The following is a 22456-nucleotide window of genomic DNA, read 5'->3' as shown; positions in this document are numbered from 1 at the left end:
TTTTAGATGTAAAAGGATCTTAGACCGCATTGTTTTCTGTCTGTGTAGTCTAACCAATCTTAACTAACATATTTCGAAAGCTACAAAAAACATCTTAATCAAGATATTTTTTGTCTTGTTCATTTAATGAATAATGAGCAATAGAAAATGTCCCCCATAAAATCATTTGAACAATGAACATAAAACCAACGAAAACTAGCATTCGTGGGCTCCACATAATAACTAACTGATGAATCACCCACTCAGGATTCATAAAAAGATAGGCTGTGTGCAACCTCAAAAAGCGGCCAACATACACACCAATCGATGAAATAAGCGTTAAAGTCAAAATAAGTACAGGTTTATATAATCTTTCCTTAAGTTGAAAACGTACTAGAATCGAGTTAGTGATATGGTCTAAACTCCAAATCCCCATAACAGAACAAGCAATAGCGCTAGAGATCAAGTTCGTAAAGTTTAACCACAAGTGGAGGTTGAACTCCATTAGCCCAGTAGCATGATTGTAAGGGTCAAGCATGGCTAGGTGAAAGAGATCAGTTAAAACATATGGTGCATTTGGATAAAACAATATCCACAAGACAAAGAAAGAATAAAAAAATAATTTTGATCTTTGGGGGGTGATATGCATTGCTAGTTCGATGGGGATGTACCCGAGAAAGGTATTTAACAACAAGAAACTATAAACACCATTTTCAGAATACACAGTCGTATAAATATAAAGCATAAATAAAATAAAACTTATACGTACTACCCATTGGTACTTTTTTGACATAAAATCACCCATTCCTTTTATGACTATATTGTAACAAATTGATTCTTCCAATCCGAGCTTTAAATCTGTAATTTGCCATTATCTTAATTTTTATTTACAAGCAAAGAGAATATAAAGATAACGTGATATACTTAGATTATAATCTTTAGGGGGTAAATTTATGTCCGTAAACTGGGCCGAGTTAGTTTCTTGGAAAAATGCAATTAATATTTTGGATATTCTAGTTGTCTGGTATGTCGTATATAAACTAATGATGCTTTTAAAGGGGACAAAAGCAGTCCAACTTTTTAAGGGTGTCGTCATGATTATTATAATTAAATTTGTGAGTTGGTATGTTGGGCTACAGACGGTTTCTTGGATAATGAATCAAGTGATAAATTGGGGGATTATCGCAATTATTGTGATATTCCAACCAGAAATCAGAAGAGGTTTAGAACATCTGGGCCGCGGCTCTCTATTTCTTCATAATAAGAAACAAAACGAAGACGGCAAAAAAATGATTGCCGCACTTGATCAAGCCATCAAGTATATGTCCAAACGAAGAATTGGTGCCTTGATTACAATTCAGATGAACACTGGGTTGGAAGACTATATAGAAACAGGAATTCGGTTAGGTGCTGATGTTACAGGCGCATTGTTGATTAATATCTTCATCCCCAATACACCGCTGCATGATGGTGCTGTTATTATTAAGAATAATAAAATCGCCGTTGCGGCTGCTTATCTCCCTTTGTCAGAAAGTAATTTGATTCCTAAGGCACTGGGTACAAGACATCGTGCCGCAGTTGGAATCAGTGAAGTGACTGATGCCTTAACAATTGTTGTTTCTGAGGAAACCGGTGGTGTCACGATTACAAAGAATAACGAGCTCTTACGTGATTTAACGCGTGAGGATTATATGAAATTATTGGAGAAAGAGTTGATTATTGCACCAGAACCTGGCAAGGGTAATCGATTTGTAATGCTCTTTGAAGAAATGTTCAAAGGGGGGAAAAGGCGATGAATCTTAACAAGTTATTGGATAACCGTGTTGTATACCAAATCTTAGCTCTTGGTTTTGCTATCCTGCTGTTTGCGTACGTAAATTCTGATAAGCTGAATACGACGCGTAATGATTCAAACAATACAGATACGACCATGATGTCCTCGGATAAAAGTGAAACTTTGAATGTCGACTTGAAATTAAACGTTAATAGTGATAAATATTTTGTGACAGGGTATCCTTCAAAGGTCAAAGTGAAACTCAGCGGGCCAAATGCTTTGGTAACAACAACGGCTAATACAAGAAACTTTAGTGTCTACGCAGATCTGTCTAAACTCAAACCGGGAACACATAATGTAAAACTGGAGCAGTCGGGGATAAATAAGGATTTAAATTATGAAATTAGCCCGCAGACGATTAAAGTTACTCTTAGTCAGCGTAAGACAGCGAATTTCCCAGTTCAATATAAGTATGACACTGATAGTTTGGCTAGTGGCTATGATGTTGGAAAACCTGAAGCCGATCAGCAAGTGGTGAGTGTTACGGGGGCAAAAAAAGATATCGATGATGTTGCTGAGGTTGTTGCCGCGGTAGAGATCCCACAAGGAACACGTGAGTCAATTACGCGACAGGTTTTGTTGCAAGCTGTCGATAATAGCGGTAAAATTCTCAACGTAGTGATAACACCGCAAACTGTTAGAGTCAAGTTGCCGGTCCACAGCACGAGTACATCCAAAAAGGTGACACTTGATTTTGTTTCAAGCGGCACTGGAGTAAAAGGAAAAAGTTATAAATTTTCAAGTGATGTCAAAGAAGTGACCTTGCAAGGTACTAAATCTGCGCTAGCAAATATTAGCAAGTTGGAAGTTCCTGTTTCGGTAGAGGATGTAGATGATTCTACTGAAAAAACAATAACATTGGAAAAGCCTAACAATGGGATTACAAAAATAACCCCTAGGACAGTTAAAGTTAACGTGGGTGTCAGCAACTCAAGTGATAAGGATGATGCCGTGGAATCATCAGGTGAAACTAGCACCACATCTACTGAAAGAAGTGAGGTACTTTCTTCCACCAGCTCAAGTCAGGAAGAAAGCAGTGCAAAAGAAAGTTCAGCCAGTAGTTCGGATAGTGTGAGTAGTAGTACCAGCAGTTCAAGTACTTCAAGCACTACGAGTACATCAAGCAGCATAAGTAACCAAGATGACGAATAAACTAGTAAAAAAAGTATTGGAAATGAGGATCAAGCAATGAAATATTTTGGAACTGACGGTGTAAGAGGAATAGCAAATGAAGGTCTTAGCCCAGAATTAGCTTTTAAGTTGGGCCGTTGTGGCGGATATGTTTTGACGGAACATGCTAAAAATGAATCTAAGCCGCCTCGTGTTTTGGTAGCGCGAGATACGCGAATTTCAGGGCAGATGTTGGAGCAAGCGTTGATTGCAGGTCTTTTGTCAGTAGGAATAGAGGTCTTTTCTTTAGGTGTTATCACAACTCCAGGGGTAGCTTATTTGATTCGTGTGCAGGATGCGGATGCGGGTGTAATGATTTCGGCATCTCATAATCCTGTTCAAGATAATGGGATTAAGTTTTTTGGTGGTGACGGATACAAACTTTCTGATGAAAAAGAAGAGGAAATAGAACAGCTTCTAGAAAGCGAAAAGGACACACTACCACGTCCGACAGCGCAAGGATTAGGTGTTTTGAATGATTATCACGAAGGGGTACTCAAATACACCCAATTTCTTGAACAAACAATTCCAGATGACTTAGAAGGGCTTCATATTGCTGTTGATGGTGCTAATGGAGCAACCAGTGGAGTTGTTGCACGTCTGTTTGCCGATTTAGGCGCAGAGTTTGATACAATGGCCATAGACCCAGATGGACTCAATATTAATAAAGAGGTTGGCTCCACACATCCAGAAGGACTTTCACGCTTTGTTGTCGAGAAGGGTGCACAGTTAGGTGTGGCTTTCGATGGTGATGGTGACAGATGTATAGCTGTTGATGAATTAGGCAATATCATTGATGGCGATAAAATAATGTTTATCTGCGGCAAGTATTTGAGTCAGCGCGGGCGTTTAAAGAAGGATACGATTGTCACGACTGTAATGAGCAATATCGGACTTTACAAAGCCATGGAAGCAAATGATTTAAAATCAGTCAAGACCAAGGTTGGCGATCGTTATGTTGTCGAGGAAATGAGAAAAAATGGTTATAACGTTGGCGGAGAACAGTCGGGACATGTAGTCTTTCTTGATTTTAATACGACCGGTGATGGGATGCTGACGGCGTTGCAATTAATGAATGTTGTCAAGCAAACGGGTAAAAAGCTTTCGGAGTTGGCTGCGGAAGTTACGACTTACCCACAGGAACTAGTCAACGTTAAAGTTGCTGACAAAAAGGCGGCCCTGAAAAATAAAGCAATTCAAGATGTAATAAAGAAAGTTGAAGCCAAAATGGGAACAGAAGGTCGCGTTTTAGTTCGACCAAGCGGCACAGAGAGCCTGTTGCGTGTTATGGCTGAAGCACCTACTAAAGAACAAGTTCATGAGTATGTGATGGAGATTGTTCAAGTGGTAAAAGAACAACTTGGAACTGAGAACTGATTCAGAAGTGTATTTAAAAGAACAGCTGGATATTAAGATGATGATTGGTTATCCGACAAAAAGACTGCTTGTAATTTGAGCAAGTCTTTTTTTGTAGACTTGAAACAGCAATGTATACATTTGTTAATGTGTAATAATACGTATAAGAAAGTTCACAACGCGAAAAATAAGATAGAGTCCAAAGAACACTAGTAAAAAAAACATTATTCCAAAAAATAAGGGAAGGAACCAATAGGGTGTCTGAAGTAACACTAAGATAGTGTCAAAAGTTTGAATGGTGTCTTCATAATGGTTTATAAACATAAAAACAGGTAACAGAATACAGACTATAATGCTTAGTAAGAAACTTAACATGAATTGCTTTTTATTGATCACTTAGAAGCCCCCCGCGCTCTTATTTACTAGTTTTATTATAAAGGAATCGAAGATTAATTAAAATAAGACAAGATTATTATACTAGTTGACAGCGCTAACTGAAAGCGTTATTATTAACAAGTAAGGTAATTATTTTTTTACCTTTTAATCAATTCTCTTTCTCTCTTATGCTAGGGAGTGTTGTGGAATAATTTCCATGGCACTTCCTTTTTTGGCTTGACTATTGTGATTGACAGTTCGAAGTCAAATTATTTATACTAAGTAGTACTGAAAAAGGAGCGATCAAAGTGGCTAAAAGTCATGAAAGGTTAGATTTAATTGAAGAAATAGAACGAAATGATGGCACAAGGTATTTTGAAGTGTCCAATATGGTTCAAAATGGCCGTGCAGAGTTAGCAGTCCAGCGAGGGTTTATAAAGGGCGTCAGAATTTTGCAGTTAAATATTCCCCGTTCAAGCAGTGTGATTGAGTATGAAAAATACGTAAATGAAAATTTTGAAATGCCTGCAGAGGATTTTGATCACTTTGAGGAGTGGAAAAAAACAGAAGAAATAAAACAGACTGTTAGCCAGATTTTACGTGAAAACCACATTGCGTAATTCGAAGTGCTGATAAGAAGTCTTGATTTTAATTGGGTAAGAAAAAATTTCAGTTGGGTGTGGGCCATAAGTTGATAAATTAGGCACTAATGTGAAACTACAGACATAGCGGGTACGTTACGATGAGTAATTCCAGTTAGTTGGAGAATTTTAACTTATGTAACATATGTACAAAAAATAAATAGCGGAGCTAGGTTAAAATTAAACTTTTGACCTAGCTCTGTTTTTGGCTGGAGAAAAATATATTAACGACCTTAAGTTTTTAATTTATGTATAAATTTGAGGTGCTTTTTGGGACATGAGATACTCACTGTTTTATTTAGAGTTCTAGGTTTATCTTTACACAACCATTACAAAAAGATGTATTTGTTCTTTACAAACAAATATTAGAATACAAATGTAGTAAGGAAAGGAAGATAAAATAATGAAAAATCTGACAAAAATTACCGCATTAATCATTGCAAGTTCAGCTTTGCTTGTTGGATGTGGAAAATCAGGAGCAAGCAACGGTTCTACTTCTAGCTCTGAAGCTTCCGGGAAAATAACAGTGGTGGGTTCAACGGCACTCCAACCTTTAGTAGAAAAAGCGGCTGAAAACTATCAAGCGGACAATGCAAAAGTAAGTATTACTGTTCAAGGTGGAGGTTCAGGGACTGGGCTGAGTCAAGTGCAATCAGGTGCAGTAACTATTGGTAATTCAGATATTTTTGCAGAACAACAAAAGGGCATTAAGGCTGATAAGCTGGTAGATCATAAGGTGGCAGTTGTAGGAATGGCACCGGTAGTCAACAAGGACTCTGGTGTGAAGAATGTTACAATGGCCCAACTGCGCGATATTTTCACCGGAAAAATTACTAATTGGAAAGATGTTGGCGGCAAAGATGAAAGCATTGTTTTGATTAATCGTCCTGAAGGAAGTGGGACACGCGCAACCTTTGAAGCAGCTGTAATGAACGGGCAGTCTGCAAAAAAATCTCAAGAACAAGATTCTAATGGAACTGTTCAAAAGATGGTTGCCCAGACTCCTGGTGCAGTGAGCTACTTAGCATTCTCCTATGTAAAACCAACGATCCAAGAATTGTCAATTGACGGGGTAAAGCCAACAGATGATAACGTCACTAACAATAAATGGAAAATTTGGTCATACGAGCATATGTATACAAAGGGACAACCAAATAAGGTTACAAAAGGATTTTTGAAATACATGACTTCTGATAAAGTACAAAAAGGTTTGGTCAAAGATCTTGGATACATTTCAATTAATCAAATGAATGTTCAAAAAGATGCTAATAACAAGGTTACCTCAAAATAAATGAAAAGATGATTTGAATGACAATTTTATTGTCGATAATACAGATTGTTCTGTTCATATTAACAGCAATTGGGCTGATTGCCTATATGCACCAAGTATTACTATGTTCACAGTTCATCGAGGTTAGCGGCAGCATTGTTATAGTAATAGGAACTATATATCTAATTTGGAAGATAATTAATTAAAATATCAATGGGGGCGAACAAGATGGACTAAAGTTCATTTGGTTTACTCCCAAGTTTTGATGGAAAGGTGTTTTTTTATGGATCCTATTAAGAAAAAAATCCAAAGCAGTTCAAGAGAAACGCGGCAGGATCTTTTGGGAAAAGTTATCACTTATACATGTATTGCATTGATTGTTTTGGTTGTTTTGTCGATTTTTGTCTTTGTTGCTTCAAAGGGAATGGCAACATTCTTTGTCAACAAGGCAAATTTTTGGGATTTTTTGACGGGGAAAAATTGGAATCCATCAATGGTAGACTCTAAGGGGAAACCTATGCTGGGTGCTCTTCCGATGATAGCCGGTTCATTTGGAGTTACTATCTTAGCTGTTTTGTTTGCAACACCTTTTGCAATCGGAACTGCGTTGTATATGACAGAAATCGCTTCACACAAAGGTGAAAGAATCTTGCAGAGTGTCATTGAGCTGTTAGTAGGAATACCTTCTGTTGTTTATGGCTTTATTGGTCTATCTGTAATCGTACCTTTTGTTAGAAATAATATTGGTGGTTCTGGTTATGGAATTCTGTCAGGATCCTTCGTGTTGTTTGTAATGGTTTTGCCGACCGTTACCTCAATGACTGTTGATAGCTTGCGCGCAGTGCCACGTTTTTATAAGGAAGCGTCACTTGCGTTGGGGGCAACAAAATGGCAGACGATATATAAGGTCATTCTACGTTCTTCAACATCAGGAATTTTAACAGCAATTATTTTTGGAATGGCACGTGCTTTTGGAGAGGCACTTGCTGTTCAGATGGTGATCGGTAATGCGGCTGTTATGCCGACCAGCCTACTTTCATCAGCATCGACTCTGACCAGTGTGCTGACAATGGGGATCGGAAATACAGTTATGGGGACAGTAGCTAACAATGCATTGTGGTCGCTTGCATTGATTCTACTGCTGATGTCCCTATTCTTTAACATTGTAGTCCGTTTGATTGGACGAAAGGGGAGGATGTAGGATGAAGATTAAATTACAAAATAAAATCGCGATTAATATTATTAGGATCATTGCAGCCTTGGTCGTTGTTATCCTGCTCTTCTTACTGGGAGATATTTTAATTTCTGGTGTACCACATATTTCATGGCATTTTCTAACATCTGCGTCGCAATCGTTTGCTAGCGGTGGCGGTATCGGTGTTCAGTTATTTAATTCTATTTACCTACTCTTACTGACGTTAATCATTTCATTTCCAATCTCTTTAGGTGCTGGAATTTTTCTTTCTGAATATGCACCCAAGAACATTTTTACTTCAATTGTTCGCATGGCAATTGAGGTGTTGAGCTCTCTTCCCTCAGTGGTAGTTGGTTTGTTTGGATTCTTGCTGTTTGTTGTTCAATTTCAAATGGGATTTTCAATCTTATCTGGGGCAATTGCATTGACTTTCTTCAATTTGCCATTGTTAACAAGAAATATTGAAGAATCTTTGCGAGCAGTTCCTGATTTGCAGCGAGAAGCTGGAATGGCTTTGGGATTGTCCAAGTGGAGAACAGTGACCCGGGTAATTTTACCCGAGGCTCTTCCTGGTATTATTACTGGAGTTGTATTAGGTGCTGGACGTGTTTTCGGGGAGGCAGCGGCTTTGATTTATACCGCTGGCCAAAGTGCAACTAACATCGATTTTGGTAATTGGAATCCGTTTAATGCTGCAAGCCCATTGAATTTGATGCGCCCAGCGGAAACATTGGCTGTACATATCTGGAAGATTAACTCTGAAGGAGTTATGCCAGATGCCAGTGCTGTATCTGCAGGTGCATCGGCTGTTTTGATCATAGTTGTGCTGTTATTCAATATTTTTGCACGGATTATAGGTAATAGCTTGTACCGTAAGTTAACAGCTACAAAATAGGGGGCTAATTGATGAGCATTGAGAAGTATGACTTTAATGAAAAAAATATACTGCATTTTAAGCAAGACAAACATCAAATTGCAATAGCCACACACGTTTTGCAAGTTTATTATGGAAATAAACATGCTTTGGTTGATGGTGATCTTGAGTTTGAACGTTATCGAATAACTTCACTGATAGGTGCATCTGGGTCAGGCAAGTCGACTTATTTGCGTTCACTGAACAGAATGAACGATAATGTTGCTAAGGTTGAAGGTAAGATTATTTATCGCGGGTTAGATGTTAATTCATCCAAAATTAATGTTTACGAGATGCGCAAGCACATCGGAATGGTTTTTCAACGCCCCAATCCCTTTTCAAAGTCGATTAGAGCTAATATAACTTTCGCACTCAAAGAACAAGGGTTGAAAGACAAGAAGAAGTTGGATGAAATTGTTGAATTAAGTTTGAAGGATGCGGCATTGTGGGATGAAGTTAAGGACGATTTAGATAAAAGTGCTTGGTCGCTTTCAGGCGGGCAGCAGCAAAGACTCTGTATTGCGCGAACGATTGCTATGAAGCCAGATATACTTCTTTTAGATGAACCAGCCAGCGCTCTAGATCCTATTTCAACAAGCAAGATAGAGGAAACTCTAGTAGAGTTGAAAAAACGCTACACGATCATTATCGTGACGCACAATATGCAGCAGGCTTCACGTATAAGCGATTATACTGCCTTTTTCCATATGGGACATATTTTAGAATACGGAAAAACAAAAAATGTTTTCACAACACCACAGATCAGAGCGACGAATGATTATATTTCTGGGAATTTTGGCTAGGAGGAACAAATATGGATGAATTTATCACAACGAGCGATGTCCATCTCTATTATGGAAAAAAAGAGGCTTTAAAGGGGATCAACCTTTCATTTCCAGCAAAGGGAATCAACGCATTGATCGGTCCTTCTGGATGTGGAAAATCAACATATCTGCGTATGTTGAATAGAATGAATGATTTAATTCCACAGGTAACAACGACAGGGAGCGTTAAAATCAACGGAGTAGATATTTATAGTCCTAAGACTGATACGGTTGATTTGCGGAAAAAAGTCGGGATGGTTTTTCAACAACCTAATCCTTTTCCATTTTCGATCTATGAGAATGTAACTTATGGGTTGCGGATTGCGGGTGTTAAAGATAAACAGCTCTTAGATGAAAGAGTTGAACACAGTCTAAAACAGGCTGCTGTCTGGGATGAAGTCAAAGACGATCTTCATAAAAGTGCTTTGTCACTCTCTGGTGGACAGCAGCAGCGTGTTTGCATTGCCCGCGTACTGGCAGTTCAACCAGATGTGATTTTATTGGATGAGCCAACGAGTGCACTTGATCCGGTTTCGAGTGGGTTAATTGAGGATATGCTGCTGACTATTAGGGATAAGTATACAATTATTATCGTAACTCATAACTTACAGCAAGCATCACGAATTTCTGACAGAACAGCTTTTTTTCTGAATGGTGAGTTGATTGAAGCCGGTAAGACAAAGAGAGTCTTTTTAAATCCGCAACGTCAAGAAACAGATGATTATATCAGCGGCCGTTTCGGCTAATAGGAGAGTGATTTTATGCGTAAAATTCTTGAAAGACAATTAAAAAATTTGCACCAGGATTTTGCTAATATGGGATTTGATGTTGCGTCGGCAATTCAAAATGCAATAGACGCATTTGAAAGCAATGATAAGGAACTTGCACAAAAGGTTATTGGTAATGATCAGAATATTAATGAGCAGGAGATCTACTTGGAGAGAAAAGCAGCACAAGTTATAGCTCTTCAGCAGCCAGTTGCAAGCGATTTGAGGATATTGATAACGATTCTAAAAGCGAGTTCTGATTTAGAACGTATCGGTGATCATGCTGTTAGCGTGGCACGAGCAGGGTTAAGAATTAAAGAAGAGAAGAAGAATGCATTGATTGAAGAAGCAATCAGTGATATGAGCAAACACGCATATGAAATGCTTGAACAGATAATTCATGCTTATGTGGAAAATGATGAGCAGTTGGCTCGGGATGTAGCTTTGTCTGATCGAAAAACGGATGAATATTTGAAAAAAATAAGAAAAGAAGCTTTTCGTTCAATGCAAAATGATCCTGATTTTATAGGTTCTGGAACTGAGTACATTGTAGTAGCCAGTCATATAGAACGAATTGGAGATTACGTTACAAATGTTGCAGAGTGGATTGTGTACACCAATACCGGAAGAATTACTGAATTAGGTTAAAACTAGTACACTACTTATCATAGATTCTGATGCTGAGATAGTAGCATTTTAATTCTATTTTTATAAAAATTAAAAATCACAAAGAAAACATTGTGCGCGAGGCTATTGGCTTTAGCGCATTTTTTGTATTGTATTTATTAAAATTATGTGATATTTTTAGGTAAATGAGATTGGTTCTCAACTGAATGGAAGTGATAAAAAAATGGAATCTTTGGCAAAGATTGGTAACAAAGGACAATACATTATTGTGGATGTTTTAGGGGAACGTAGGCTGGCGAAAAGACTAGCGGAGATGGGGGTTGCTGCTAATAACGTCCTAACTGTCGTAACTGTTTCAAATAATGAAAGTGGCATGGTAATCTATTTGCGCGGTCAGAGACTTGCAGTAAGTTACTCGATGGCCCAAAGTATAATGGTAAAAGATGTCAATAACAATGACAAGGAAAAACTGGTTTCATTGTCACGTGTAGGGCTTGGAAAATCTGGTGTTGTCAACAAAATTATTGGTAATAAAGAATTGAGAAAAAGGTTAATGGATATGGGGCTTACCAAGAACACGGTCGTTAAGGTTCACCAAATTGCTCCTTTAGGTGATCCAATTGAATTGATTGTGCGTAATTATAAATTAAGCATTAGAAAAAATGAAGCTGATTTTGTATTAGTCAGCGAAGTGGAGGTAATGGAATGACGGTAATTGCACTTGCAGGAAATCCGAATAGTGGTAAAACAACACTGTTCAATCGATTGACGGGCTCAAATCAATATGTTGGTAACTGGCCGGGCGTTACAGTTGAACGCAAAGAGGGAAAATTAAAAAGTGACAAGGCAGTCACTGTTCAAGATCTTCCAGGCATATATTCACTTTCCCCATACACAGCAGAAGAAGTTGTTACGCGCAAATACTTATTGGATGAGTCTCCAAACCTGATTGTTGATACTGTGGATGCAACTAATATTGAACGAAATCTTTATTTGACATTGCAACTGATGGAGACTGGTGTGCCATTAGTACTGGCATTGAATATGATTGATGTTTTAAAGAAGAATGGGCGTAAAATAAACATCAAAAAGCTGTCATATATGCTCTCTGTTCCAGTTGTAGGAATTAGTGCACTGAAAAAAACCAATGTTGATAAGTTAGAAAATGAAATTGAGCAGTCATTGAGCAAGGCAAGAGATTATCCTATTCCTGAGTATGACGAAAGGCTCGAAACAGCTTTAGAGATGATCAGTAATGATATTCAAGGTCTTGTCCCAGCTCAAAGTCTGCGGTGGTACGCAATTAAGTTTTTTGAACGCGACGAACGTGTTTGGGATGAAATCAAGCTTGATGCTACGCGCAAGGAAGATATCGAGCAGGTTATTGAAACCGCAGAAAAACTTTTTGAGGATAACAGCGATAGTATTGTTGTTAATGCACGATATGAATATATTGCACGTATCGTTGACATGTGCGTGATCGACGAAAAAGATTTCACCATGAGTATAAGTGACAGAGTTGATGAAATTGTTACGAACCGCTGGCTGGCTCTTCCAATTTTTGTCGGGGTCATGTGGGTCGTGTATTATTTATCCATTCAGACTATTGGAACTATGGGAACAGATTGGGTCAATGATGTTTTGTTTGGGGAATGGATTCCAAATTTTGCGGATAACCTATTAAAAAGTTGGAATGTTGCACCTTGGATGAACGGGCTAGTTGTTGATGGAATTATCGCAGGTATCGGTTCGGTTTTAGGTTTTGTTCCCCAGATAATGATGCTTTTTCTTTGCTTGGGTATTTTGGAAGACTGCGGTTATATGGCGCGTATTGCGTTTGTGATGGATCGTATTTTCCACCGGTTCAATCTTTCAGGTAAATCATTTATTCCGATGCTGATTTCAACTGGGTGTGGTGTCCCAGGAATAATGTCAACAAGAACGATTGAAAACGATAAAGACAGACGAATGACGATTATGCTGACAACATTTATGCCTTGTTCAGCTAAGCTGGTCGTTATTGCAATGATTGCGGGGACGTTTTTCAGGGGCCAAAGCTGGGTGGCGCCTTCTGCCTACTTTTTGGGAATGTTAGCGGTCGTTTTTTCTGGTATCTTTTTAAAAAAGACGCGCTTGTTTGCGGGACCACCGCTGCCTTTTGTCATGGAACTTCCAGCGTATCATTTTCCCAAGCCGAGCAATGTTCTAAGACAAGTTGAAAGCCGAGCTAAAAGTTTTATTCAAAAAGCAGGAACGATTATATTTGCATCATGTGTCTTGATTTGGTTTTTGATGAACTTTAATTTTAAACTACAGATGACAGATGAAAACCAGAGTATGCTACGTTATATGGGGGAATTTGTTGCACCTGTTTTTGCACCTTTAGGTTTTGGAGACTGGCATGCGACAGTGGCTGTAATTGCAGGCTTGATAGCCAAAGAAAATTGTGTAGGAACATTGCGAATATCTTTTGGAGGTGGCAGCACTGCAAGCTTTGCACAGGCTTTGCAGAATACTTATAGTTCGATGGGAGCTTATGCATTTCTTGCGTTCAATTTACTATGTGCGCCTTGCTTTGCAGCTATTGGAACAATGTATAAGGAGTATGGTGATATTAAATGGACTTTGTACGCCCTAGGGTACCAGACAGGGTTAGCTTATTTAGCATCAATGTTAATTTATCAGTTGTCGCAAATCGCACAGTTGCATATTACATCTGAGAGTGTGGTTCTCAGTTTATTCGTGTTAGCTTTAATTGTGTATGGGTTGTTTATCAAAAAGGATGAAAACGAAAAACTTTATAGTGTAGAAAAAATGGCAGTAGGAGGTAAATTATAATGATAGCTACAATTGTTCTGGGGATCGTTATTTTTGGGAGCTTTGGCTATGTGGTTTACACCAGGTTTATCAAACGACAAGGTGCTAAGGGTTGTCATAATTGTGATGATGTGGGCTGCCCGTTAGTCGATCCAGTGAAAGTTAATCAAAAAAGAAATACAGATAGCTAAAAGGTTAATTCACAAAAATCAGCAGCAGAATAATTCGGCTCTTAGGGTTGTAAATATTGTCTTTGTGGATTTACTTTAGTGAAAAAACTTGCAAATATTAATGCTCTTTGTTTGCAAACTGTGTTAGAATATAGACGTACTCGAATGAGTAATATATTTTAGGAGGCTGTTTTATGTCAATCGTAAACGGTAACGAAATCTTTGCTGCTGCTCGCAAAGGTCATTATGCAGTTGGGGCATTCAATATTAACAACTTGGAATGGACTCGTTCTATTCTTGCTGCTGCTCAAGAAACAAACACACCAATTTTAGTTCAAACTTCAATGGGTGCTGGTAAGTACATGGGTGGTTATGAATTATGTCTTAACTTGGTTCAACAAACGGTTAAATCAATGGGAATCACAGTTCCAGTTATCATGCATCTTGATCATGGGAACTACGAAGCTGCTAAGGAATGTATTGAAGTTGGATACACATCCGTTATGTTCGATGGCCATGATTTACCATTTGAAGAAAACTTAGAAAAAACAAAGGAAATTGTTGCTTTGGCTCATGCAAAGAACATTTCTGTTGAAGCTGAAGTTGGTTCAATCGGTGGTGAAGAAGACGGTATCATCGGTGAAGGTGAATTAGCTGATGTCGAAGAAGCTAAGAAAATTGCTGCAACAGGTGTTGATTACTTGGCATGTGGTATTGGTAACATCCATGGTAAGTACCCAGCAAACTGGAAGGGACTTCATTTTGATCGTCTGAAGGAACTTGCAGCTGAAATCTCAACACCGCTTGTATTACACGGTGGTTCAGGTATTCCTAAGGAACAAATTCAAAAGGCTATTTCATTGGGTGTTTCAAAGGTTAATGTTAACACTGAATGTCAATTGGCATTTGCTGATGCAACTCGTAAATATATTGAAGCTGGTAAGGACCTTGAAGGCAAGGGTTACGATCCTCGTAAGTTACTTGCTCCTGGGGCACAAGCTATTACAGATGTTGTTAAGGAACGCATTGATTGGTTTGGTACACCATCAGTTAAATAATAATTTTATTTAAGCTATCAAGGTCTGAAGACAAAAAGTCTTCAGGCTTTTTTTGACTGTGTCAAAAGATAAATTTTAACTTAGCTCCTCTATTTATTCCGTATAAGCGCATTTCATAAGTCAAAATACTTCGTCTACCGTGAATAAATGAATTACGCATAATAATGAACTCGCAGTGTTCGTAATTTTGTGGCAGCCCGCAAATTCTACTAACTTATTCACAATCTCCTCTTTCTACGGTTTAGTTAAGGGCAGAGTGTGAAGAACATTTACCTTATCGGTTGGCCTCTGGGTACGGGAAAAACTCTGACTAACTTAAATGGAAATATTGAATATCTCTGGGATCGCCCTCATAGTTGAACGAGTGTAAAAAAGGCAGTACCTTCCGCTGCTTTTTCCAATTGAAGTATCAATTCCAATAATGTCATGCTTATTTTAAATAAACACCTCCTAAATTATTTAGTAGAACTATGCAGGAATCATTCTCGGGTATTCTAATTTGGACACGGATCTGAAGACCAACATGCTTAAAAAGTAAATTACTGAGATAATGGTGGTAATCAATTTTATGGTTACTGACCCGAAATCCAGAGAGTATATGGGAACTTTAGCTCTATATATTTCGCTATGATGCAAAAAAGCTCTGTAAAATCGGTCTGATTTTACAGGGCTAACCTTGGTAGGCTTTAGTTGCACGCTTCTATGGTACGGTGTGGGTAACTATGGAAAATAAACACGGTTGATACCCCGAATCTCTGCTAGCGCCGCCTGAGTTAAAGTTAAGAAGTGCACAATCTTCTGTATAACATACCACCTTGCAGAGTAAGGGGTGTCAATGTTCAGCAAAAGTTGTTGTTAGCGACGATTCGGATTTAACTTTTTAAACATCGGCTTGTTGTGCGTGTTGCAAATCAATAAGCTTTTGACCAATAATCTTATATATAACAGAATGAACGGAGAATTGTTCAGTCAGAAGAATGAGCTCATCTTTGTAATTGAAATTAAGTGTTGCATCTTCTAAGTTGATTTTTTGCAAGGTTGAGTTGAAAAGATTTGCAAAATAGCTGTAAGATTCTTCAATAGTGTTATTTTTTAAAGATTGCGTAATTCCGTCTCGAATAGTTTCGAGTGGATAAATTGATTTTAATAAACTGATAACAACTAATTCGGCTAGGTTAGAAGTAGTATATTTTTTTTTAGTTGGACGCTGCATGAGCCTTTTTTGACATAACTGTTTATCATCGAGGGGGTTATCTCACTTTCTAATAATGGTGAGAGATACCGGTTCCCTAGACTAACCAATTGGTCCATATAAAGTTCTAAATCAGGAAACTCATCCCATAACGGAAGTCTTATTTGACTAAACTCTTCCAACCATTTCTTAAATTGACCATCATTCATTTTTTATGCCCTCACTCAAATATTTTTTCTTACATCAAATAGTTAATAATCTTATTATAACATACCAGTTCAGCATAAAAACGATGCATGTTTAATGTTATAAACGTATTTTTTTATCATCTAGACTTGAAGACTACATTATGTTGATTAGTGAGCTATAATATATTACAATAAAGACAACGGGTTAGGAAGGACTTGAATAAGATGATGTTGAACAAAAAAGAACGTTTGCTGAATGAAATTTGGAGTGGTATAACGCACGGAATTGGCTTGATCCTGAGTGTTATCGCGCTTGTTCTGCTTATTATAAAAGCTGTTGCAAGTCATAATTTGTTATATTTAACGGCGTTTATCACTTATGGTGTTTCATTAATGGTATTATATGCGGCATCGATGCTTTTCCATTGCCTGTATTTTACAAAAGCACAAAAGGTTTTTAGAGTGTTAGACCATTGTAGTATATTTATGCTGATTGCTGGAACATATACACCATATTGTTTGCTTGCGATAGGCGGACTTAAGGGCGTTCTTCTGTTGATTTTGATTTGGTTTTTAACAGTTGCTGGAATCTTATTTCATATTTTTTCCAAGGGAAGAAAACAAAAAATTGAAACGATTATTTACGTTATCATGGGTTGGCTATGCTTACTAGGAATAAAAAATCTTCTTTTGACCTTAGGATGGAGTGGTTTTACGCTTCTGTTAGTAGGTGGAATAATGTTTACGCTAGGTGCATTGGTTTATAGTATAAAGGGTGTTAAATATGCACATGTATATTGGCATCTATTTGTTATTTTGGGTTCAGCATCAATGTTTTTTTCAATTTATTGCTACATTTAGAATTTAGAACAAAAATAGAATTATTTTGAGCTAAGCTGCTGAGAAAACAATATTATCACTTCAAAATTAATTTATTGTATAATGAAAATGTGTTGACAGTTTGTGTGAACCAGGACTTAAGTTTGAATTATGAGCATAGTTATCAGTTGTTGACTATACATATTCTTCACGCTTAAGGGAAAAAGTGACTGTTGAAATACATGTATGAAACTAGGGATAGGACAAATATTACTTTTGACTCATTCCTTGTGTCGATGGGAGAGATGAGGTATCGCCTACAAATTTTATGCGGTTGCCCGCGGAAGAAAAAGGGGCATATATACAAAGTGGTCAGAGTGTCTTGAACAAATCAATGGATTCAGCCAAGCGAGGTACAAAGGGTTTCAGGAAAAAGCAGAGGCTGAGGAATGGATTAAACTAATTAATGAGGGTGGAAGTAAAACTAGCATTGTAGGCCACAGCTCCCAAAAAGAGAAAGCAGATATTTTGTTGTGGACAGATGGTGGCTCGCGTAATCATGGAAATAAATTGGGGCAACATGTTAAGAAAAATGATAAGGCTGCTTGGGCATTTTTGATAAAGATGAATACAGATCAGGTTGCACGTTCTGGCGGAGAACTGGGAGCAACTAATAATAGGATGGAAGTGATGGCACTTTTATGTGCCTTAAAATACTTGGTTGAACACAATCTTCAAAACAAGTCTATATTAGCAATCCTTGATTCAAGGTATGTTCTGGATGCGATTCAAAAGGGTTGGGTATTTGGCTGGAAACGTCGCGGATGGAAGACGTCTTCTGGAACAGAGGTGGCAAACAAGGAACTTTGGATGCAGATGACAACACTTCTACCGCGGTTTGAATGTTTGGCTTTTCAATGGACAAAAGGCCATCAAAAAAATGAAGGAAACATTTTTGTGGATCGACTTTTAAATGAAACAATGGATAAAATGGATTGAGCAGGAGAAAAAGTTAATGGAAACAATAGTGGTTGTTGCGCATCCTCGGCTCGAAGATTCAGGGACACAGCGTTTTTTGAAAGAAGCAGTATCTGATTTAAATTATGTTGTTTGGCATGAGTTAAGAGTAAATTCAGCTGGACATTTTGATAAAATAGCTGAAAAAAACAATTTACGAGATAAGGACAGAATTATTTTTCAATTTCCGTTGTATTGGTATTCTGCCCCGGCGCTTCTAAAACAATGGATAGACGAAATTTTCGATATGACAGATGCAGCATGGTTGCAAAAAAAAGAATTAGGCATAGTCGTTTCCTTGGGACAGCCATTAAGAGAATATCGTCTCGGTGGACGAGAAGGAATAGCGCTCTCTGAACTGTTGAGTCCTTTCAAAGCATTTGCTAAATACTTGGGAATGACTCTGATGCCGCTTTTTATCGTTGAGCAATTTTCTTACCAAAATGAAAAACAGCACCAGAAATTGATGATCAATTACCAGCAATTTCTTGAATTACCGCGTGCTTTTGATTTTGACCAAAAGCAACGATGGTTTGAAAATAAATTAAAGCAAAAATTGGAAACGTGCAGTGAAAATAAGGGTGACTTAGAGAAAATATTAGAAGAATTTACAGAACGGCATGATCAACTGAGTGATCTAAAAAACGAAATAAATTTAATAAGACGGAAGGATGATTATTATGGAGAGCCATAGTGATTGGCTTATTCAGCGTTTGGATGAAGCTGCAGACAGTAGTATGAAGTATGAAAATCGTGCCTTTTTCAGGGCAATGGCTGCAACCGCACTACAGCAGTCTAAGCGAATAGAGCAGGCTCAAGGTGAAATGGATGGCAGATTATGGAATCCTAATCGCTGGTGACATGAAGAATAACGCAAAAAAAGCGGTGAACAGTAAATGCTGTAAATGGAGTAGCTATTTTTGATGCATGTGGAAATAGTCAGAGGTAAGCCCAAAATGTTAATAGCAAAGCTAAGTCGCCTACTGAAATATTTGAATTGAAGTAGTTGGAATAATTCGTTTTTCATTCAAAAAACAAATTAAAAAATCATCATTTTAGTTTGTTTTTTGTTGAAAGGCGAATTATTTTTGCTATAATTAAAATGTTTAAAAAGAAGGGGAGTTTGTTGATTATGAAAAAGTTCTTCAAGCTTGAGGAGAACAAGACTAATGTTACGACAGAAGTACTAGCAGGTCTGACGACCTTTTTTGCTATGTCGTACATATTATTTGTAGCACCAAATATATTGGGATTGACGGGAATGCCAACGCAGGCCATCTTTTTAGCGACCATTATTTCTTCAGCCGTTAGTACGCTGATCATGGCATTATTCGCTAATGTTCCATATGTGCAAGCGCCGGGTTTAGGATTGGCAACATTCTTTACTTATACAGTTGTTTTGCAGTTAGGTTTTTCCTGGCAGCAGGCTTTAGCATTAGTTTTCTTATGCGGAGTCATTAATGTTATTGTTACGGTAACAAAAATTCGTCGCTTGATAATAAAATCAATCCCAGATGTTTTACAACATGCCATTGGTGGTGGAATAGGGATTTTTGTTGCATATATCGGGGTAAAAAATGCGGGTTTTCTGAAATTTATTACAGACAAAGGTGGAATCCTCTCTATTAATGGCTCAGCTTATGATGCAGGGGCGACACATTTTAAAGGAGGAGTTTCATCAGTTGTTTCTAATAGCAGTGTGACTCCTGCACTGATTAACTTCAATCAAGCTGCTCCTTTGTTAGCTTTGATAGGTCTCATAGTCATGATCTTTCTCGTTGTAAAAAATGTTCGTGGGGCAATTTTGATTGGAATCATTGTGACTACGATTATTGGTATACCAATGGGAGTCACACATACTGAACTAATTGGTGGAAATTCACTGGGCGCATCCTTCCAACAACTAGGAACAACTGTTGGCGCTGCTTTTGGCCCTAAGGGGATGGGATCGCTTTTTGCCGAACCTGGCCGTTTACTTTTAGCAGTAATGACAATCTTTGCTTTCAGCTTGACTGATATTTTTGACACTATTGGAACCTTTATTGGTACGGGTAAAAGAACTGGCATTTTTTCAGTGCAAGATGAAAAAGAGTTTTTTAATGGTCATGGTTTTAAATCAAAAATGGATCGCTCACTTTTTTCAGATGCAATTGGATCAGTTATATCAGCTATTTTTGGAACATCAAATGTGACAACTTTTGTTGAAAGTGCTTCTGGAATAGGCGTGGGAGGAAGGACAGGTCTAACTAGTCTTGTTGCAGCCGTTATGTTTTTACTCAGCAGTTTGCTGGCTCCATTCATTGCAATTATCCCAGGCGTAGCAACTGCCCCTGCTTTAATAGTAGTGGGTATTATGATGATGGCCTCATTTAAGAATATCAATTGGAGTAACTTGGAAGATGCTATCCCAGCATTCTTTGCTTCTGTTTTCATGGCAATATGCTATAGTATCTCTTATGGAATCGCCGCTGGCTTTATCTTTTATATAGCTGTTAAACTTGCTAAAAATAAGTTTAAAGAAGTTCATCCAATGATGATTGTTTGTACCTTACTCTTTATCTTAAATTTCATTGTATTAGCAGTAATTGAATAAAAAATAAAAATATTAATGTTTCTTAAATTCAAGGGCTAAACAAAGACCTTGAATTTTTTTTCGATTAGGTCTACCTTAGTGAAGGTGAAGTGTGGCGAGTTATTAAAATTGTTTTAACTTTGTAGGCATAATATTTTTTTTAAATTGGAAAGATTAACCTTTATTTCAAAATATGATATGCTTAGTGCTACGTGTACAGGTTTGAATTTTGATGAGGTGATTAAAATTAAGCATAAAAGAATGTTAATTGCAGGTGCAATAGGCATTATAGGTATTATTATTGGTAGCAGTTACACGTATTACCGAATGACCCATTTCAATCAAAACGTTGAAATAAATGGTGTCAATGTTGGTGGACTGAATAAAAAACAGGCGACAAAGAAACTTAAAGGTAAGAATGTCAGCAATGATGTTTATCTAGACAATCAGCTTTTTTATCGTGGTAAAAAAACTGTTTCAGGATTTTCGAGTAAGGATCAAGAAAAAGTACAGAAGCTTTTAAAAGAGCAATGGACTTTTTGGCCATCCGCAGCAAAAACTAACTATAAGGCTATTCCAAGTAAAATAAGTGACTACCGCCAAAATAAAGTTCGAAGAGCGGTTGTTTCTAAGTTGAGAAGTGAAAATAGAAATAGGAAAAAAGCAATTGATGCGAAAGCAGTTTTGAGATATGGAAAAGTTGGAATAGACAAAGCCCAAAAGGGAGATCAATATGATGTGAAGCAAACCTTAAAGGCTTTTGATGGGCAAAAGTATGGTCAAAATGTTTATTTGAAAAAAGCAATAGTTCAGCCCTTAAGTGCTTCAAGTAAAACGGTGCAACGTGAAAAGAAGATGCTGGAAGAACTTGCTGCCAAAAAAGTGGAGTATACGGTTCAAGACACTAAGCATGTTCTTGATGCAAAACAGGTTTTGAAGCAAGCAACATATGTAAACAATAAGTATCAAATTGACCGTACTGGTATTGATGAAAAAATTGATGAAATAAATAAAGAGCAAGCCACATTGGGGAAATCAATCGGATTTAAAACTCATAATGGGCAGAACATCAATATTGCTGGAGATGGTACTTATGGTTGGGCAATAAAAAATAGTGATGCGACCACACGAGTAGTTAACGCTTTCGAAAAAAGTGGGAAAACAACGCAACTTGAGGCCAAGCCGGATATTTATGGCAAGGGCTATCTAACATATGGAACGGGCTACGGAAATACGACTAATGGTGGTATAGGGAATAGCTATGCTGAAGTTTCGATCGCGGATCAGCACTTGTGGATATATAGGGATGGTAAAGAAGTTGTTTCAACTGATGTTGTGACCGGAAAAGCCAGCACGCATGAAGACACGCCAAAAGGCCTATGGTATGTAATGTATAAAGAATCACCTTCTGTTTTAAAGGGAAGTGAATCTGGGAGTGCAAATTACTCTGTAAAGGTAAATTATTGGGCACAGTTTACTAATGGCGGCTGTGGTTTCCATGATGCAAGCTGGCGTAAGAACTGGGCAAGTGATGCCTATGTGAATGATGGCTCGGGAGGATGCGTTAATACACCTGTCTCACAAATGAAAAGTGTTTATGACAACTTAGAACAAACCGAAGCAGTTGTCGTTTATTAACCAGCAAAAGTCAGTTTTTTGTAGCGAAATTAAA

Annotated in this window: 21 protein-coding genes and 2 pseudogenes; 21 read left to right on the top strand and 2 right to left on the bottom strand. The window is 37.7% G+C overall.

Features of this window, described 5'->3' with window-relative positions:
* Window positions 1-94: 94 nt before the first annotated feature.
* Window positions 95-772: a DUF1361 domain-containing protein gene (locus tag JCM15457_RS11070; RefSeq protein WP_034989962.1), complete on the bottom strand. Its 678-nt coding sequence runs from the start codon at window positions 770-772 to the stop codon at window positions 95-97.
* Window positions 773-932: 160 nt separating this feature from the next.
* Here JCM15457_RS11070 and cdaA point away from each other — a divergent pair, with 160 nt between their 5' ends.
* The 14 genes from cdaA to JCM15457_RS11000 all read left to right on the top strand — a co-directional run bounded on the left by cdaA (window position 933) and on the right by JCM15457_RS11000 (window position 14996).
* Entirely contained in the window at window positions 933-1775 is an 843-nt protein-coding gene (gene cdaA / locus JCM15457_RS11065) for a diadenylate cyclase CdaA (RefSeq protein ID WP_034989947.1), read from the top strand.
* Window positions 1772-2965, top strand: coding sequence for a CdaR family protein (locus tag JCM15457_RS11060; protein WP_034989945.1), 1194 nt, complete (start codon window positions 1772-1774; stop codon window positions 2963-2965). The genes cdaA and JCM15457_RS11060 overlap by 4 nt, the downstream gene beginning before the upstream one ends.
* Before the next feature lie 36 nt (window positions 2966-3001).
* On the top strand, window positions 3002-4360 hold the full coding sequence (gene glmM, locus JCM15457_RS11055; protein ID WP_034989943.1) for a phosphoglucosamine mutase: 1359 nt from the start codon (window positions 3002-3004) through the stop codon (window positions 4358-4360).
* 662 nt (window positions 4361-5022) lie between these two features.
* Window positions 5023-5334, top strand: a complete 312-nt coding sequence (locus JCM15457_RS11045; RefSeq protein ID WP_034989941.1) for a hypothetical protein — start codon at window positions 5023-5025, stop codon at window positions 5332-5334.
* Window positions 5335-5758: 424 nt separating this feature from the next.
* A complete protein-coding gene (locus tag JCM15457_RS11040; protein ID WP_034989940.1) occupies window positions 5759-6646 on the top strand; it encodes a phosphate ABC transporter substrate-binding protein PstS family protein in 888 nt (295 codons plus the stop codon).
* Window positions 6647-6908: 262 nt separating this feature from the next.
* Entirely contained in the window at window positions 6909-7826 is a 918-nt protein-coding gene (gene pstC, locus JCM15457_RS11035; RefSeq protein WP_034989938.1) for a phosphate ABC transporter permease subunit PstC, read from the top strand.
* A 1-nt stretch (window position 7827) separates the two neighbouring features.
* Complete coding sequence (gene pstA, locus JCM15457_RS11030; RefSeq protein ID WP_034989937.1) at window positions 7828-8715, top strand: phosphate ABC transporter permease PstA; 888 nt, start codon at window positions 7828-7830, stop codon at window positions 8713-8715.
* A gap of 11 nt (window positions 8716-8726) precedes the next feature.
* On the top strand, window positions 8727-9536 hold the full coding sequence (pstB, locus tag JCM15457_RS11025) for a phosphate ABC transporter ATP-binding protein PstB (RefSeq protein ID WP_034989936.1): 810 nt from the start codon (window positions 8727-8729) through the stop codon (window positions 9534-9536).
* An 11-nt stretch (window positions 9537-9547) separates the two neighbouring features.
* Window positions 9548-10303 (top strand): phosphate ABC transporter ATP-binding protein PstB, encoded by a 756-nt coding sequence (pstB, locus tag JCM15457_RS11020; RefSeq protein ID WP_034989935.1) that lies wholly within the window; start codon window positions 9548-9550, stop codon window positions 10301-10303.
* A 15-nt stretch (window positions 10304-10318) separates the two neighbouring features.
* Window positions 10319-10972 carry a phosphate signaling complex protein PhoU gene (phoU, locus tag JCM15457_RS11015; protein ID WP_034989934.1) on the top strand — a complete coding sequence of 218 codons (654 nt, stop codon included), beginning with the start codon at window positions 10319-10321 and terminating at the stop codon, window positions 10970-10972.
* A 202-nt stretch (window positions 10973-11174) separates the two neighbouring features.
* Window positions 11175-11660 (top strand): FeoA family protein, encoded by a 486-nt coding sequence (locus JCM15457_RS11010; protein WP_034989933.1) that lies wholly within the window; start codon window positions 11175-11177, stop codon window positions 11658-11660.
* Window positions 11657-13789, top strand: coding sequence for a ferrous iron transport protein B (gene feoB, locus JCM15457_RS11005; protein WP_034989932.1), 2133 nt, complete (start codon window positions 11657-11659; stop codon window positions 13787-13789). Before JCM15457_RS11010 ends, feoB begins: the two co-directional genes overlap by 4 nt.
* On the top strand, window positions 13789-13959 hold the full coding sequence (locus JCM15457_RS12090; protein ID WP_152537324.1) for a FeoB-associated Cys-rich membrane protein: 171 nt from the start codon (window positions 13789-13791) through the stop codon (window positions 13957-13959). Before feoB ends, JCM15457_RS12090 begins: the two co-directional genes overlap by 1 nt.
* 173 nt (window positions 13960-14132) lie before the next feature.
* Window positions 14133-14996 (top strand): class II fructose-bisphosphate aldolase, encoded by an 864-nt coding sequence (locus tag JCM15457_RS11000; RefSeq protein WP_034989930.1) that lies wholly within the window; start codon window positions 14133-14135, stop codon window positions 14994-14996.
* A gap of 880 nt (window positions 14997-15876) precedes the next feature.
* Here the strand turns inward: JCM15457_RS11000 and JCM15457_RS10995 are convergent.
* Window positions 15877-16307, bottom strand: a pseudogene (locus JCM15457_RS10995) (DUF1836 domain-containing protein).
* 300 nt (window positions 16308-16607) lie between these two features.
* On the opposite strand from JCM15457_RS10995, the gene trhA reads away from it, so the two are divergent.
* The 7 genes and pseudogenes from trhA to JCM15457_RS10965 all read left to right on the top strand — a co-directional run bounded on the left by trhA (window position 16608) and on the right by JCM15457_RS10965 (window position 22422).
* Window positions 16608-17237 carry a PAQR family membrane homeostasis protein TrhA gene (trhA, locus tag JCM15457_RS10990; protein ID WP_034989961.1) on the top strand — a complete coding sequence of 210 codons (630 nt, stop codon included), beginning with the start codon at window positions 16608-16610 and terminating at the stop codon, window positions 17235-17237.
* A gap of 270 nt (window positions 17238-17507) precedes the next feature.
* Window positions 17508-17639 (top strand): annotated as a pseudogene (locus JCM15457_RS12695) (ribonuclease H1 domain-containing protein); the annotation flags it as partial.
* A gap of 87 nt (window positions 17640-17726) precedes the next feature.
* On the top strand, window positions 17727-18194 hold the full coding sequence (locus tag JCM15457_RS10985) for a ribonuclease H family protein (protein WP_369384630.1): 468 nt from the start codon (window positions 17727-17729) through the stop codon (window positions 18192-18194).
* A gap of 16 nt (window positions 18195-18210) precedes the next feature.
* Window positions 18211-18906: an NAD(P)H-dependent oxidoreductase gene (locus tag JCM15457_RS10980; RefSeq protein WP_034989928.1), complete on the top strand. Its 696-nt coding sequence runs from the start codon at window positions 18211-18213 to the stop codon at window positions 18904-18906.
* Window positions 18893-19072, top strand: a complete 180-nt coding sequence (locus tag JCM15457_RS12200; RefSeq protein ID WP_034989927.1) for a hypothetical protein — start codon at window positions 18893-18895, stop codon at window positions 19070-19072. The genes JCM15457_RS10980 and JCM15457_RS12200 overlap by 14 nt, the downstream gene beginning before the upstream one ends.
* Before the next feature lie 272 nt (window positions 19073-19344).
* Window positions 19345-20805, top strand: a complete 1461-nt coding sequence (locus tag JCM15457_RS10970) for an NCS2 family permease (RefSeq protein ID WP_034989925.1) — start codon at window positions 19345-19347, stop codon at window positions 20803-20805.
* A 201-nt stretch (window positions 20806-21006) separates the two neighbouring features.
* Complete coding sequence (locus JCM15457_RS10965; protein ID WP_235725699.1) at window positions 21007-22422, top strand: L,D-transpeptidase; 1416 nt, start codon at window positions 21007-21009, stop codon at window positions 22420-22422.
* Window positions 22423-22456: the final 34 nt, after the last annotated feature.

The organism is Liquorilactobacillus sucicola DSM 21376 = JCM 15457, from assembly GCF_000612445.1.
GTDB lineage: Bacteria > Bacillota > Bacilli > Lactobacillales > Lactobacillaceae > Liquorilactobacillus > Liquorilactobacillus sucicola.
The sequence above is the reverse complement of the archived record's forward strand: the minus strand, read 5'-3'. Positions and strand labels throughout refer to the sequence as shown.

Excerpts from the sequence above, each read along its gene's own strand:
- JCM15457_RS11070 (WP_034989962.1), bottom strand. The coding sequence starts at position 772 with ATGTCAAAAAAGTACCAATGGGTAGTACGTATAAGTTTTATTTTATTT.
- cdaA (WP_034989947.1), top strand. The coding sequence starts at position 933 with ATGTCCGTAAACTGGGCCGAGTTAGTTTCTTGGAAAAATGCAATTAAT.
- JCM15457_RS11060 (WP_034989945.1), top strand. The coding sequence starts at position 1,772 with ATGAATCTTAACAAGTTATTGGATAACCGTGTTGTATACCAAATCTTA.
- glmM (WP_034989943.1), top strand. The coding sequence starts at position 3,002 with ATGAAATATTTTGGAACTGACGGTGTAAGAGGAATAGCAAATGAAGGT.
- JCM15457_RS11040 (WP_034989940.1), top strand. The coding sequence starts at position 5,759 with ATGAAAAATCTGACAAAAATTACCGCATTAATCATTGCAAGTTCAGCT.
- pstC (WP_034989938.1), top strand. The coding sequence starts at position 6,909 with ATGGATCCTATTAAGAAAAAAATCCAAAGCAGTTCAAGAGAAACGCGG.
- pstA (WP_034989937.1), top strand. The coding sequence starts at position 7,828 with ATGAAGATTAAATTACAAAATAAAATCGCGATTAATATTATTAGGATC.
- pstB (WP_034989936.1), top strand. The coding sequence starts at position 8,727 with ATGAGCATTGAGAAGTATGACTTTAATGAAAAAAATATACTGCATTTT.
- pstB (WP_034989935.1), top strand. The coding sequence starts at position 9,548 with ATGGATGAATTTATCACAACGAGCGATGTCCATCTCTATTATGGAAAA.
- phoU (WP_034989934.1), top strand. The coding sequence starts at position 10,319 with ATGCGTAAAATTCTTGAAAGACAATTAAAAAATTTGCACCAGGATTTT.
- JCM15457_RS11010 (WP_034989933.1), top strand. The coding sequence starts at position 11,175 with ATGGAATCTTTGGCAAAGATTGGTAACAAAGGACAATACATTATTGTG.
- feoB (WP_034989932.1), top strand. The coding sequence starts at position 11,657 with ATGACGGTAATTGCACTTGCAGGAAATCCGAATAGTGGTAAAACAACA.
- JCM15457_RS12090 (WP_152537324.1), top strand. The coding sequence starts at position 13,789 with ATGATAGCTACAATTGTTCTGGGGATCGTTATTTTTGGGAGCTTTGGC.
- JCM15457_RS11000 (WP_034989930.1), top strand. The coding sequence starts at position 14,133 with ATGTCAATCGTAAACGGTAACGAAATCTTTGCTGCTGCTCGCAAAGGT.
- JCM15457_RS10980 (WP_034989928.1), top strand. The coding sequence starts at position 18,211 with ATGGAAACAATAGTGGTTGTTGCGCATCCTCGGCTCGAAGATTCAGGG.
- JCM15457_RS12200 (WP_034989927.1), top strand. The coding sequence starts at position 18,893 with ATGGAGAGCCATAGTGATTGGCTTATTCAGCGTTTGGATGAAGCTGCA.
- JCM15457_RS10970 (WP_034989925.1), top strand. The coding sequence starts at position 19,345 with ATGAAAAAGTTCTTCAAGCTTGAGGAGAACAAGACTAATGTTACGACA.